Below are 15,639 nucleotides of genomic sequence, written 5' to 3'. Positions count from 1 at the left end.
GGCGATGGGCCCGAAGGAATTCGACGACAGTAAGCGGGGAACACGCTGATGGCCAACGACGACAAGGTGATCGAGCACCTCAAGTGGATGACTGCCGAGCTCCGGCGGAGTCGTCGGCGCGTCCAGGAACTCGAAGAGGCCGCGCAGGAACCCATCGCGATCGTGTCGATGGCGTGCCGCTACCCGGGCGGCGTCAACTCGCCGGAGGACCTGTGGCGCCTGGTCGCCTCCGGTGAAGACGCCACCTCCGGGTTCCCGGTCAACCGCGGCTGGGACCTCGACCGGCTCTTCGACGACGACATGGACCGGCTGGACACCTCCTACGTGCGCACGGGTGGTTTCCTGCACGACGCGGACCAGTTCGACCCCGCCTTCTTCGGGATCTCCCCGCGCGAAGCGATGGCCATGGACCCGCAGCAGCGCCTGCTGCTGCAGACCGCGTGGGAAGCGCTGGAACGGGCCGGTATCGATCCCACTTCGTTGAAGGGCAGCCGCACTGGCGTGTTCGCCGGGCTCGGCCGCGGCGAGTACGGCACCGGCTGGGCGGAGATCCCGGACGACCTCGCCCCCTACGTCGGCAACGGCAGCGCGACCAGCGTGGCCTCCGGCCGGATCTCCTACATCCTCGGGCTCGAAGGGCCCGCGGTCACCGTCGACACCGCGTGCTCGTCGTCGCTCGTCGCGCTCCACCTCGCGGTGCAGGCGCTGCGGCAGGGCGACTGCTCGCTCGCACTCGCCGGCGGCGCGACCGTGATGTCCACTCCGGACCTGTTCGTCGACCTGTGCCGCCAGCGAGTGCTGTCGAAGGACGGCCGCTGCAAGTCCTTCGCGGACGCCGCCGACGGCGCGGGCTGGAGCGAGGGCGCCGGGTTGCTGCTCGTCGAGCGGCTTTCCGACGCGCAGCGCAACGGGCACGACGTGCTCGCCGTGGTCCGCGGCTCCGCGGTGAACCAGGACGGCGCGTCCAACGGTCTCACCGCGCCCAACGGCCCGTCGCAGCAGCGCGTCATCCGCCAGGCGCTGGCCTCCGCGCGGCTTTCCGCCGGTGAGGTCGACGTCGTCGAGGCGCACGGCACCGGGACGAGGCTCGGCGACCCGATCGAAGCGCAGGCGCTGATGGCGACCTACGGCCAGGGCAGGCCGGAGGGCGAGCCGCTGTGGCTCGGCGCGATCAAGTCCAACATCGGGCACACCCAGGGCGCGGCGGGCGTCGCGGGGATCATCAAGATGGTCATGGCGCTGCGGCACGGCGTGCTGCCGAAGACGCTGCACGTCGACGCGCCTTCGTCCGAAGTGGACTGGACGGAGGGTGAGGTCCGGCTGCTGACCGAGGGCATGGCCTGGCCGGAGCGCGACCGGCCCCGGCGCGCCGGGGTGTCCTCGTTCGGGATCAGCGGGACGAACGCGCACACCATCCTGGAACAGGCACCCGAAGTGGAAAAGTCCCCGGTTGCGGACTTCGACGGCGTGCTGCCGTGGGTGGTGTCGGGCAAGACCCCCGAGGCACGGCAGGCGCAGGCGGAGCGGCTGCGGACCTACGTCGAGGGCATCGAGGACCTGCGGCACGCCGACATCGGCCACTCGCTCGCCACGACGCGGGCGGCGCTGGAGCACCGAGGCGTCGTGGTCGGCGGCAACCGCGAGGAGTTCCTGACCGGCCTGGAACTCCTCGCACGCGGTGAAACCGGTCCCGGTGTCGCGCAGGCCGCCGCCGACGCCGAGGGCAAGATCGTCTTCGTGTTCCCCGGCCAGGGCTCGCAATGGGTCGGCATGGGCCGCGAGCTGCTGGAGACGAACGCGGTGTTCGCGGCGAAGTTCGCCGAATGCGAGCGCGCCACTTCGTCCTTTGTGGACTTCTCGCTGACCGAGGCGCTCGACGACGAGGACGCGCTCGCCCGGCTCGACGTGGTCCAGCCGGTGCTGTGGGCGGTGATGGTGTCGCTGGCCGCGGTGTGGCGGTCCTACGGCGTGCACCCCTCGGCCGTGGTCGGCCATTCGCAGGGCGAGATCGCCGCGGCGTGCGTCGCGGGTGGACTGTCCCTTGAGGACGGTGCGCGGGTGGTGGCGCTGCGCAGCAAGGCGCTGCTGGAGGAGCTGTTCGACAAGGGCGAGCTGGCTTCGGTGGCGCTGCCTGCCGATCAGGTCGCGGAGCGGCTCACCGAGTTCGACGGGCGGGTCGCGGTCGCCGCGATCAACGGGCCGACGTCGACGATCATCGCGGGCGACACCGAACCGCTGGCGCGCGTGTTCGACGAGTGGGAGGCGGCCGGGGTGCGCGTGCGGCGCGTTCCCGCGTCGTGCCCGTCGCACACCCAGCACGTCGAAGTGCTGCGCGAGCGCATGCGCACCGAACTCGGCCCGATCCGGCCCCGCGAGGGCGAGGTCGCGTTCTTCTCCACCGCGACCGGCACCTGGCAGGACACCGCCGGGCTGGACGCCGACTACTGGTTCGAGAACATGCGGCAGGTGGTGCGCTTCGCCGACGCCACGAAGTCTTTGTTCGGCCAGGGCTACCGGTTCTTCGTCGAGGCCAGCGCGCACCCGGTGCTCGCGGTGAGCGTGCAGGAGAACGTGGAAAGCCTCGACGGCGCTTCAGCCGCGGTCGTGGGTACCTTGCGCCGCAACGAAGGCGGGCTCGCCCGGTTCTTCACCTCGCTCGGCCAGCTCTTCGCCGAAGGGGTCACGCCGGACTGGAGCGCCGTGTTCGGAGAAGGCGCGCAGCGGGTCGAGTTGCCGACCTACGTCTTCCAGAACGAGCGCTACTGGCACTCCTCGACCACCGCCGCCGGTGACGTCACCTCCGTGGGACTCACCTCGGCCGAGCATCCGCTGCTCGGCGCCGGCGTCGATCTGCCCGACACCGACGGGTTCCTGTTCACCGGGCGGCTTTCCCTGCAGACGCACCCGTGGCTGGCCGATCACGCGGTCGCGGACACGGTGCTGGTGCCCGGTACCGCGTTCGTCGAGCTGGCGATCAGGGCGGGCGACCAGGTCGGCTGCCAGACCGTCGAAGAGCTGACGCTGCACGCGCCGGTGATCCTCGCCGCGCAGGGCGCGGTGCGCCTGCAGGTCGTGGTGGGCGCGCCGGACGAGACCGGGCGCCGGTCGTTGACCGTGCACTCCCGCGCCGAGGACGCGCCGTCGAACTCGGCGTGGACGCGCAACGCCAGCGGTTTCCTCGCCGAAGCCGAACCGGTGGGCGGATTCGACCTGGCCGCGTGGCCGCCGCCGCAGGCCGAGCCGGTCGAAGACGCCACTGGGCTCTACGGCCGCCTCACCGAACTGGGCTACCAGTACGGGCCCGCGTTCCAGGGGCTGAAGGCGGCGTGGACGCGCGGGGACGAGGTCTTCGCCGAGGTCGCGCTGCCCGAAGAACACCACGCCGACGCCGCCGGGTTCGGCGTGCACCCCGCGCTGCTCGACGCGGCGCTGCACGCGTGCAGCTTCGGCGCGCTGGTCAAGGGTGACGAGGGCATGGGCCTGCCGTTCGCGTGGACGGGCGTGTCCCTTTCCGCCGCGGGCGCCACCACGGTGCGCGTCCGGATCACCCCCGCCGGTTCCGACGGGATCTCGGTGCAGGTCGCCGACCAGACCGGCGCGCCGGTCGTCTCGGTCGAGGCGATGGTGCTGCGCCCGGTTTCGGCGGAGCAGCTCGCCGCCGCGCGCGACACCGGGCCCGACGCGTTGTACCAGCTCGACTGGACCGTCGTGGAGCCCCCGCGCGACGCGGGCACCGAAGGCTGGGTCGTGCTCGGCGAGGACCGGTTCGGCCTCGGCGACTTCCTCACCTACCCCGATCTCGCCGCGCTCATCGCCGCGGTGGACGACGGCGCGCCGGTGCCCGAGGTCGTCATCGCGCCGGAAACGGTGCCACTGAGCGGAAATCCGGCCGACGCGGCGAGGACCGCGGCCGCGAAGGCGCTCGGCCTCGCGCAGACGTGGCTGGCCGACGACCGGTTCGACGCCGCGCGCCTGGTGCTGGTGACCAGCGGCGCGGTGGCGGTTGACGCGGAATCCGATGTCACCGATCTGGCTTCGGCTTCGGCGTGGGGCCTGCTGCGCTCCGCCGAATCGGAGAACCCCGGGCGGTTCGTGCTCGCGGACCTCGACGGCCACGCGGATTCGCCGCGCGCGCTCGTCGCCGCGCTGACCACCGACGAACAGCAGCTGGCCGTGCGCGAAGGGATCGTGCGCGCGCCGAGGCTCGCCAGGGCCGGTACCGGTTCGCTGACGATCCCGGCCGACACCCGCGCGTGGCGGCTGGAAGTCAGCGAACAGGGCACGCTGGCGAACCTGGCGCTGCGGGAATGCCCCGAAGCGCTGGATGCCTTGGAGCCGGGGCAGATCCGGATCTCCGTGCGCGCGGCCGGGATGAACTTCCGTGACGTGGTGGTGGCGCTCGGCATGGTGCCGGGGCAGGACATCATGGGCAGCGAGATCGCGGGAGTCGTCACCGAAGTCGGCGAGGGCGTGACGGATCTCCAGCCCGGTTCGAAGGTGTTCGGCATCGTCGACCGCGCTTTCGGCCCGCTCGCGGTCGCCTACCGCGAAACCGTGACCCCGATCCCGGACGGCTGGACGTTCGAGCAGGCCGCTTCGACCCCGATCGTGTTCCTCACCGCCTACTACGGGCTGATCGACCTCGGCGGGTTGCGGGCGGGCGAATCCGTGCTGGTGCACTCCGCCGCGGGCGGTGTCGGGATGGCCGCGGTCCAGCTGGCCCAGCACTTCGGGGCCGAGGTCTTCGGCACCGCGAGCGCGGGCAAGTGGGACGCGCTGCGCTCGATGGGACTCGACGACGAGCACATCGCGTCCTCGCGCGATCTCGGCTTCGAGCAGGCGTTCGGCGGCGTGGACGTGGTGCTGAACTCGCTGACCCAGGACTTCGTCGACGCGTCGCTGCGGCTGCTGTCGGACGGCGGCCGGTTCCTGGAGATGGGCAAGACCGACAAGCGCGACCCGGACGAGGTCGCCGCGGCGCATCCCGGGGTGCGCTACCGCGCGTTCGACCTGATCGGCGCCTCCGCCGACCGGCTGCAGGAAATGCTGCGGGAACTGGTGGTGCTGTTCGAGCAGGGCGCGCTGAAGCCGTTGCCCGTGCGGACCTACGACGTGCGCCGCGCACCCGACGCGTTCCGGTTCCTGAGCCAGGCCAAGCACATCGGCAAGCTCGCACTGACGATGCCGCGCGAACTCGACCGCGACGGCACGGTCCTGATCACCGGCGGCACCGGCACCCTCGGCGGGCTGGCGGCGCGCCGGATGATCACCGAGCACGGCATCCGGCACCTGCTGCTGACCAGCCGCCGCGGCCCGGACGCCCCCGGCGCCGCCGAACTGGCCGCGGAGCTGACCGACCTCGGCGCCGAGGTCAGGATCGTCGCGTGCGACGTCGCGGACTTCGCGGCGACCGAGGCGCTGCTGTCCTCGATCCCGGCGGAGCACCCGCTGACCGGAGTGCTGCACACCGCGGCCGCGCTCGACGACGGCGTCGTGTCGTCGCTGACTCGAGAGCGGGTGGACGCGGTGATGCGGCCCAAGGCGGACGCCGCGTGGAACCTGCACGAGCTGACCAAGGACCTCGACCTCGCGCTGTTCGTGCTGTACTCCTCGGCCGCGTCGGTGTTCGGCGCTTCGGGTCAGGGGAACTACGCGGCCGCGAACGCGTTCCTCGACGCGCTCGCCCAGCACCGCCGCGCCGCCGGGCTGCCCGCGCAATCGCTTGCGTGGGCCATGTGGGAGCAGCGCAGCGAGCTGACCCGCCACCTCGGCGACGACCAGATGCGCAAGCGCAGCAACGACGGGTTCCCGCCGCTGACCTCCGAGCAGGGCATGGCGCTGCTCGACGTGGCCGCGGGTGTCGACGAGGCGATGCTGGTGCCGATCCAGATCGACACCGACGTGGTGCGCCGCAAGATCTCCGGTGCGGTGCCGCCGCTGCTGCGCGGGCTGATCCGCGCGACCCCGCGGCGCGTCGTGGAAGCCGGGCCGACGGTCACCGGGATGGCGGGACGGCTTTCCGGGCTGTCCGAAGGCGAACAGCACGCGCTCGTGCTCGCCGTGGTCCGGTCGAACGTCGCTTCGGTGCTGGGACACGCTTCCGCCGAGTCGATCGGCGCGGACCGCGCGTTCAAGGAACTGGGCTTCGACTCGCTCACCGCGGTCGAGCTGCGCAACCGGCTGGCCACCGCCACCGGCGTGCGGCTGCCCGCGACCGCGGTGTTCGACCACCCGTCGCCGGCCGAACTGGCCGAGTTCGTCCGCTCCGAACTGCTCGGCGTCAAGCTGGAGGAGACCGCGCCGGTGGTTTCGGCGCACCCGGCCACCGACGACGACCCGATCGTGATCGTGGGCATGGGCTGCCGCTTCCCCGGCGGCGTCGCCTCACCGGACGACCTGTGGAGGCTGGTGGATTCCGGCACCGACGCGATTTCGGAGTTCCCGACCGACCGCGGCTGGGACCTCGACGGCATCTACGACCCGGACCCGGACGTGCCGAACACGACCTACTCCACCGAGGGCGGGTTCATCTACGACATCGCGGGCTTCGACGCCGACTTCTTCGGCATCTCCCCGCGTGAAGCGCTCGCGATGGACCCGCAGCAGCGGCTGCTGCTGGAAACCTCTTGGGAGGCACTGGAACAGGCCGGGATCGACCCGTCCTCACTGCGCGGTTCTCGGACCGGCGTGTTCGTCGGCTCGTACGGGATGGGCTACGGGTGGACGCTCGAAGACGTGCCCGCCGATCTCGAAGGCTTCCTGTCCTCGGGGCAGAGCACCAGCATCATCTCCGGGCGCGTCGCCTACACGCTCGGCTTGCAGGGCCCCGCGATCACCGTGGACGCGGCGTGCGCTTCGTCGCTCGTCGCGTTGCACTGGGCGAGCCAGGCGCTCGCCGAGCAGGAGTGCTCGATGGCACTGGTCGCCGGGGTCTCGGTGATGGTGTCGCCGGGTGCGTTCACCGAGTTCAGCCGCATGCGTGGGCTGTCGAAGACCGGGCGTTCCAAGGCTTTCGCCGGTGCCGCGGACGGGATGGGCTGGGGCGAGGGCATCGGTGTGCTCGTCGTCGAGCGGCTGTCCGACGCGCGCCGCAACGGCCACGAGGTGCTCGCCGTGGTGCGGGGCTCCGCGGTCAACTCCGACGGCGCGTCCAACGGGCTGACCTCGCCGAACGGGAGGGCGCAGCAGCGCGTCATCCGCCAGGCACTGGCGAGCGCGAACCTCACCTCCGCCGAGGTCGACATGGTGGAGGCGCACGGCACCGGCACCACGCTCGGCGACCCGATCGAGGCGCAGGCCCTGCTGGCGACCTACGGCCAGGACCGGCCGTCCGACGAGCCGCTGTGGCTCGGTTCGCTGAAGTCGAACATCGGGCACACCCAGGCCGCCGCCGGGGTCGCCGGGATCATCAAGACCGTGCAGGCGCTGCGCAACGGCGTGCTCCCGAAGACACTGCACGTGGACGAGCCGACCCCGCACGTCGACTGGTCCGCGGGCGCGGTGTCCGTATTGGACGACGCACGAGCGTGGCCGGACAAGGGGCGCCCGCGCCGCGCCGGGGTGTCCGCGTTCGGGCTGTCCGGCACCAACTCGCACGTGATCCTCGAACACGAGCCGGTGCCGGCGGAGCCGTCGCCCGAACCCGCGCCGGTCGCCGGATCGGTGCCGTGGGTGCTTTCCGGCAAGACGGCCGAAGCGCTGCGCGCGCAGGCCGCCCGGCTGCGGTCCCATGTGGACGAACACGCCGAGCTTTCCCCGGTGGACGTCGCGTTCTCGCTGGCGACCACGCGCGCGTCGCTGGAGAACCGGGCCGTGGTGTTCGGCGGGGACCGCGACGAGTTCCTGCGCGGGCTCGCCGCGGTCGCCGACGGCGAATCCGTCGCCGGGGTGGTCCAGGGCGCGGCCGAGGCCGAGGGGCAGACGGTGTTCGTGTTCCCCGGCCAGGGTTCGCAGTGGACCGGGATGGCCGTGGAGCTGCTCGACACCAGCGAGGTGTTCGCGGAGCGGTTCGCCGAGTGCGAGCGCGCGCTGTCGTCCTTTGTGGACTGGTCGCTCTCGTACGCGGTGCGCGACGAGGCACTGCTGGAGCGGGTCGACGTCGTGCAGCCCGCGTTGTGGGCGGTGATGGTGTCGCTCGCCGCGGTGTGGCGGTCCTACGGTGTGGAGCCCGCCGCGGTGGTCGGGCATTCGCAGGGCGAGATCGCGGCGGCGTGTGTCGCGGGTGCACTGTCCCTTGAGGACGGTGCGCGCGTGGTGGCGTTGCGCAGCATCGCGATCTCCGACGAGCTGGCCGGTAAGGGCGGCATGGTCTCGATCGCACTGCCCGAAACCGCTGTGGTCGAGCGGATCGCGCGGTTCGGTGACCGGGTCGCGGTGGCCGCGGTCAACGGGCCCGGGGTCACCGTGATCGCCGGTGAACCCGAGGCGCTCGCCGAGATCCTCGCCGAGTGCGAGGAAGCGGAGATCCGGGCGCGCAAGATCGCCGTGGACTACGCGTCGCACACCCCGCAGGTGGAGTCCATCCGGGACCGTCTGCTGGAGGTCCTATCCCCGATCCAGCCCCGCGCGGGCGAGATCGCGTTCTTCTCCACGGTGACCGCCGACTGGCAGGACACCACCGGGCTCGACGCCGAGTACTGGGTGGAAAACCTGCGCCGCACGGTGAAGTTCGAACAGGCCACCCGCGGCCTGATCGAGCACGGCTACCGGTTCTTCGTCGAATCCAGCGCGCACCCCGTGCTGACCATCGGCGTCCAGGAAACCCTCGAAGCCACCGGCGCCACCGGCGCGGTGCTCGGCTCGCTGCGCCGCGACGAAGGCGGCCTCGACCGGTTCCACACCTCGCTCGCCGAGGCCTACGCGGCCGGTGCCGCGGTGGACTGGACCGCGGCGTTCCCCGAGGGCGCCCGGCGGGTGGCCTTGCCGACCTACGCCTTCCAGCACCGGAACTTCTGGCTGGCAGGCGAGCCGGTCCGGCCCGAGGCGCACACCGACGAGGTCGAAGCGGTGTTCTGGGACGCGGTCGAGCGCGAGGACCTCGAAGAGCTGGCGGCCACGTTGGACGTGGCGGACTCCTCGCTCGGCGAACTGCTCCCCGCGCTGTCGTCCTGGCGGCGGCAGCGGCGTGAGAAGTCCACAGTGGACAACTGGCGGTACCGGATCCGGTGGCAGCCGGTCACCGGGGCCACCGAAGACGCGCGGCTCTCGGGCACCTGGCTCGTGGTCGTCGCGGACGGCGTCGAGCACGAATGGGTCCCCGCGGCCACCGCGGCGCTCGCCGAGGCGGGTGCGCGCGTGGCCGAGGTGCGGCTGAGCGCCGACGACCGCGACCGCGACGACCTCGCGCGGCGACTGCGCGAGGCAGCGGGGGAGGAGCCCGTCGCCGGGGTGCTTTCCTTGCTGGGCTTGGACGAGCGGCCCCATCCGGAGCACCCGGTGCTGACCACCGGGCTGACCGCTTCGGTGCTGCTGGTCCAGGCGCTCGCCGAAACGGGCCTCGGCGCCAGGCTGTGGTTCGCGACCACGGGCGCGGTGTCGGTCGGCCGGTCGGACTCGCTGACCGGGCTGGCGCAGTCGCCGGTCTGGGGCCTCGCCCGCAGCGTCGGCATGGAGTACGCGGCGACCTGGGGCGGCGTGGTCGATCTGTCGGTTTCCTCGGAGGGCCGCGCCACGGCACGGCTCGTCTCGGTGCTCGCCGGGCTCGACGAGGACCAGGTCGCGCTCCGCGACTCCGGCGTGTTCGCGTGCCGCCTGGCGCACGCTCCGCTGCGCGAGTCCGCGAAGACCACCGAATGGCGGCCACGCGGCACCGTGCTGGTCACCGGCGGCACCGGCGGGCTCGGCGCGCACGCCGCGCGCTGGCTCGCCGTGCACGGCGCCGAACACCTGGTGCTGACCAGCCGCCGCGGCCGCGCCGCCGAAGGCGCCGCCGAGCTGGAAGCGGAACTGACCGGGCTCGGCGCTCAAGTCACCATCGCCTCGTGCGACGCCGCCGACCGGGACGCGCTCGCGGACCTGCTCGCCTCGCTCCCCGGTGAGCTGACCGCGGTGGTGCACACCGCCGGCGTGCTCGCCGACGGTGTGCTGTCGTCGATGGACCTGCCGCGGCTGGCCGAGACGATGTACCCCAAGGTGACCGCGGTGTGGAACCTGCACGAGCTGACGCGGGACCTCCCGCTCGACGCCTTCGTGCTGTACTCGTCGTTCTCGAGCACGCTCGGCAGCGCGGGGCAGGCGAACTACTCCGCCGCCAACGCCTTCGTCGACGCCTTCGCCCATTACCGCAGGGAACTGGGCCTGCCCGCGACGGCGATCGCCTGGGGCGCGTGGGCAGGTTCCGGTCTCGCGGTGGCCTCGGACGTGCGCAAGGACCTGCTCAGCGGGATCGGGGTGCCGTTCATGGACCCCGCCACCGCGATGCTGGGCTTCCAGCAGGCGGTCGAAGCGGACGAGACGCATCTCGCCGTGATCGACATCGACTGGCCGGTGTTCATGCCCGCGCTCGCCGAGGTGCGGCCGCGGCCGTTGTTCGACGCGCTTCCGCAAGCGCGGCAAGCACTTCAGCCCGTGGCCGCTGCCGTGGCCGAGGCCGCGGGTCCGCCGCTCGCCGGGCGGCTGGCCGGGCTCACCGGTGCCGAGCGGGAACGGGAGTTGCTTGACCTGGTGCGCGGCCAGGTCGCGGTCGTGCTCGCGCACTCCTCGGCCGAGGACGTCAGCAGGCAGCGGCCGTTCCGCGATCTCGGGTTCGACTCGCTGACCGCGCTCGAGTTCCGCAACCGCATCGCCGCGGCCACCGGGCTGAGCCTGCCGTCGACCCTGATCTTCGACTACCCCACGCCGAACGCGCTGTGCGACTTCCTGCTCGCGGAGCTGGTCGGCGAGGACGCCGCGCAGGCGGCGCAGGTCGAGCTCGCCGCGGCGAGCACCGACGAGCCCATCGCGATCATCGGGATGAGCTGCCGGTTCCCCGGCGGCGTCGGCTCGCCGGAGGACCTGTGGCGGCTGGTGGACGCCGGGATCGACGCCATGTCGGCCTTCCCTGCCGACCGCGGCTGGGAATCCGAGACGCTCTACAGCGACGACCCGGACAGCCCCGGGACCACGTATGCGACCCAAGGCGCGTTCCTCGACGACGCGGGCGGTTTCGACCCGGCGTTCTTCGACATCTCGCCGCGCGAGGCGCTGGTGATGGACCCGCAGCAGCGGTTCCTGCTGGAGGCGTCGTGGGAGGCCTTCGAACGGGCGGGGATCGACCCGACCTCGGTGCGGGGCAGCCGCACCGGCGTGTTCGCGGGCAGCAACGGGCAGGACTACCGCTACAGCATCGGGGACTCCGCCGAAGACAGCGAGGGCTACCTGATGACCGGCAACGCGGCGAGCGTGGTGTCGGGCCGGGTCTCCTACACCTTCGGGCTGGAAGGGCCCGCGGTCACCGTGGACACGGCGTGCTCGGCCTCGCTCGTGGCGCTGCACCTCGCGTGCCAGTCGCTGCGGCAGGGCGAGTGCACGATGGCGCTCGCCAGCGGTGTCACGGTGATGACGACCCCGGGCGGGTTCGTCGAGTTCTCGCGGCAGCGGGGGCTGGCTTCCGACGGCCGGTGCAAGGCGTTCGCGGCGGCCGCGGACGGCACCGGCTGGGGTGAAGGTGTCGGCGTGCTGCTCGTCGAGCGGCTCTCCGATGCCCGGCGCAACGGGCACCAGGTGCTGGCCGTGGTCCGGGGCTCCGCGATCAACCAGGACGGCGCGTCGAACGGGTTGACCGCGCCGAACGGTCCTTCGCAGCAGCGGGTGATCCGGCAGGCGCTGGCCAGCGCGCGCCTGGCACCGTCCGAAGTGGACGCTGTGGAAGCGCACGGCACGGGCACCGCGCTCGGTGATCCGATCGAGGCGCAGGCGTTGCTGGCGACCTACGGCCAGGATCGTGAGCGTCCGTTGTGGCTGGGTTCGGTGAAGTCGAACATCGGGCACACGCAGGCGGCGGCGGGTGTGGCCGGGGTGATCAAGATGGTCGAGGCGATGCGCCACGGCGTGCTGCCGAGGACGCTGCACGTCGACGAGCCGACCCCGCACGTGGACTGGACGACCGGCGCGGTCTCGCTGCTCACCGATACGACGCCGTGGCCGGAGAGCGGCGGCCCGCGCCGTGCCGGGATCTCCTCCTTCGGCATCAGCGGCACCAACGCGCACGTCATCATCGAGCAGGCACCACCGGTGCCGGAGGTGCCGGAGCGCACGCCGGTGCACCGCGTGCTGCCGTGGCCCCTGGCGGGCAAGACCGAGAAGGCGCTGCGGGCGCAGGCGGCCAGGCTTTTGTCCACAGTGGACGACTTCGCCGATCTCGACGTGGCCTACTCGCTGGCCACCTCCCGCGCGGCGCTGGAGCACCGCGCGGTGGTGGTCGCGGCCGACCGCGACGAGTTCCGGCGCGGGCTGACCGCGCTCGCCGAGGGCGACTCGGTGTCCACTGTGGTCACCGGAGACGCCTACGGCGACACGAGGTCGGCGGTGCTGTTCTCCGGCCAGGGTTCGCAGCGCGCGGGTATGGGCAAGGAGCTATATGGGGAGTTCCCCGTTTTCGCGGACGCGCTCGACGCCGTGTGTGCGGAACTGGACAGGTCCCTGGATCGTCCGCTGAAGGAGCTGATGTTCGCCGAGGCGGGCTCGGAGGACGCGGCGCTGCTGGACCAGACCCAGTACACGCAGGTGTCCCTGTTCGCACTCGAAGTCGCGTTGTACCGGCTCGTCGAGTCGTGGGGCATCCGCCCGGACTTCGTTGCCGGGCATTCGATCGGTGAACTCACCGCCGCGCACGTCGCGGGTGTGCTGTCCCTTGAGGACGCCGCGGCACTGGTGGTGGCGCGGGGCCGGTTGATGCAGGCCCTGCCTTCCGGCGGCGCGATGCTTTCCGTGCAGGCGAGCGAGGACGAGATCGCGCCACTGGTGGTGGGACTCGAGGACAAGGTGTCGATCGCGGCGGTCAACGGCCCGGCTTCGGTCGTGATCGCGGGCGACGAGGACGTGATCGCCGGGTTCGAGTCGGCGTGGGAGTGGAAGACGAAGCGGCTCACCGTGTCGCACGCGTTCCACTCGCCGCACATGGAGCCGATGCTGGCGGAGTTCCGCGCCATCGCCCGGAACCTGAGCTTCCAGGCGCCGAAGATCCCCGTGGTGTCCACTGTGCCCGGTGGGGTCGGGGACGTGACCGACCCCGAGTACTGGGTGCGGCACGTGCGCGAAGCGGTGCGCTTCGCCGACGCCGTGCGGCGCCTGGAAGACCAGGGCGTCTCGGCGTTCCTGGAACTGGGCCCCGACGGCGTGCTGACCGGCATGGCGCGGGATTGTCTTGCCGGGGAACGGGTTTCGCTGGTGACGGCGCTGCGGCGCGACCGCGACGAGGTGCGCACGATCACCGCCGCGGTGGCCGGGCTCCACGTCCGCGGCGTGCCGGTGGACTGGACGGCGCTGTTCGCCGGAACCGGCGCGCGCACCGTCGACCTGCCCACCTACGCCTTCCAGCACCAGGTGTTCTGGCCGAAGTACGTGCCGGGCGCGACCGCGAAGGGCGATGCCGGCAGCCTCGGCCTCGCCTCACCGGATCACCCGCTGCTCGGCGCGGTGGTGGAACTGGCCGGCGAGGACGGGTTCCTGTTCACCGGCAGGCTTTCCCGGCCGACACTGCCGTGGCTCGGCGACGACGCCGACGGGCCCGACGCTGCGGTGCCGACTGTGTCTTCCTCGGTGTTCCTCGAACTCGCGGTGCGCGCGGGCGACCAGGTCGGCTGCGGCCACCTGGCGGAGCTGACCCTGCGGGAGCCGCTGGTGCTGCCCGAGCGCGGCGGGGTGCGCCTGCAGGTCACCGTCGCGGCAGGGGACGAGTCGGGGCGGCGGGCACTGGAAGTGTTCTCCCGCAACGATGACGAGGACGGCGCGTGGTCCTGCCACGCCAGCGGCGTACTGGCCCCGGCGGAACCGATCGCCGCGGCCGAACTCGCGGAATGGCCGCCCGCGAAGGCCACCCCGGCCCCGGAGGAAGCGTTCGGCGCCGTCCGTGCCGTGTGGACGACCGAGGACGCGCTGTTCGCGGAGATCGTCCTCCCCGAGGAGCACCGCGACGACGCGTTCGCTCTGCACCCGGCGCTCCTGGAGGCGCTGCGCCCCGGCAGGCTGATCGGGGATGAGTCGCTGGTTCCCCAGACGTGGCAAGGGTTCCGGCTGCACGCCGTCGGCGCGTCGTCGGTGCGTGCGCGGATCTCGCGCGCGGGTTCCGGCGCCGTGTCGATCGACCTCGCCGACGAGACGGGCGCGCCGGTGGCCACGGTCGCCTCGCTGACCTTGCGGGAAGCGCCCGCGGACCGGTTCGGCGCGCTGCGCGGCGGGCGGAACGGGTCGCTGTACCGCGTCGACTGGACGGAGGTGCCCGGCCGCGACTGGGCGCCGGGCGCGCCGCTGGCCGTACTCGGCGACGCGATCGACGGCGTGACCGGTGCCGAGTCCTATGTGGACCTTGCCTCGCTCGCCGCCGCCGTCGACGCGGGTGCGCCGAGTCCCGAGGCCGTGCTCGTCCGGGTCGCCGACCCGACCGGGGCCGTCGATGCCACCGGCATCGCGGCCGGGGTCAGGCAGGTCACCGGCCGCGTGCTGGCGCTCCTGCAGCAGTGGCTGGCCGACGACCGGTTCGCCGCGTCGAAGCTGGTGCTCGTCACCGGCGGCGCGGTCGCGGCGGTCCCTGCCGATTCCCCGAACCTGGTCACCGCGCCGGTGTGGGGCCTGGTCAAGGCGGCGCAGGCGGAACACCCCGACCGGCTCGCGCTGGTCGACGTGCCCGGCGGGGCCGAATGGCCGCGCGTGCTCGGCGCGGTGTTCGAGTCCGGTGAGCACCAGCTCGCCGTCCGGGACGGGGCGCTGCGCGCGCCGCGCCTCGTGCGGGAGCAGGTGACCGTCGACGTCGACACTGGCACCGCCGGCGCCTTCGACCCGGAGGGCACCGTGCTGGTCACCGGCGCGACCGGCGGGCTCGGCGCGCTGTTCGCCCGGCACCTGGTCACCGAGTACGGGGCGAGGCACCTGGTGCTGGCCAGCCGGTCCGGCCGGGCCGCCGAGGGCGCGGCCGAGCTGGAGAAGGACCTGGCCGAACTCGGTGCGGAGGTTTCGCTCGTCGCCTGCGACGTCGCGGATCGGACGGCACTGGCCGGGCTGCTCGACGGGATCGGCTCCGCGCACCCGTTGACCGCCGTGGTGCACACCGCCGGTGTGCTCGACGACGGCGTCACCGGCGCGCTCACCCCGGAGCGGCTCGACACCGTCCTGCGGCCGAAGGTGGACGCGGCGCTGAACCTGCACGAGCTGACCGAGGACCTCAAGCTCAGCGAGTTCGTGCTGTTCTCGGCGGCGGGCAGCGTGCTCGGCGCCGCGGGGCAGGGCAACTACGGCGCGGCGAACACCTTCCTCGACGCGCTGGCCCAGCACCGCAGGGCGCGCGGCATGGTCGGCAGGGCGCTGGCGTGGGGCCTGTGGGCGCAGACCGCCGGGATGGCGGGCGAGCTCACCGCCGGGCAGCTCGCCAGGATGGACCGCGGCGGGGTCAAGCCGCTGTCGGACGAGCAGGGGCTCGCCCTGTTCGACCTCGCTCGCGAGGCGGGC

Annotated in this window: 1 pseudogene; it reads left to right on the top strand. The window is 72.6% G+C overall.

What is annotated here, in order from left to right:
- Positions 1 to 66 precede the first annotated feature (66 nt).
- Positions 67 to 15,615, top strand: a pseudogene (locus HUW46_RS09840) (type I polyketide synthase); the annotation flags it as partial.
- Positions 15,616 to 15,639 lie beyond the last annotated feature (24 nt).

It is taken from the genome of Amycolatopsis sp. CA-230715, from assembly GCF_018736145.1.
Lineage (GTDB): Bacteria > Actinomycetota > Actinomycetes > Mycobacteriales > Pseudonocardiaceae > Amycolatopsis.
This window is presented reverse-complemented; position numbering and strand designations above follow the sequence as displayed.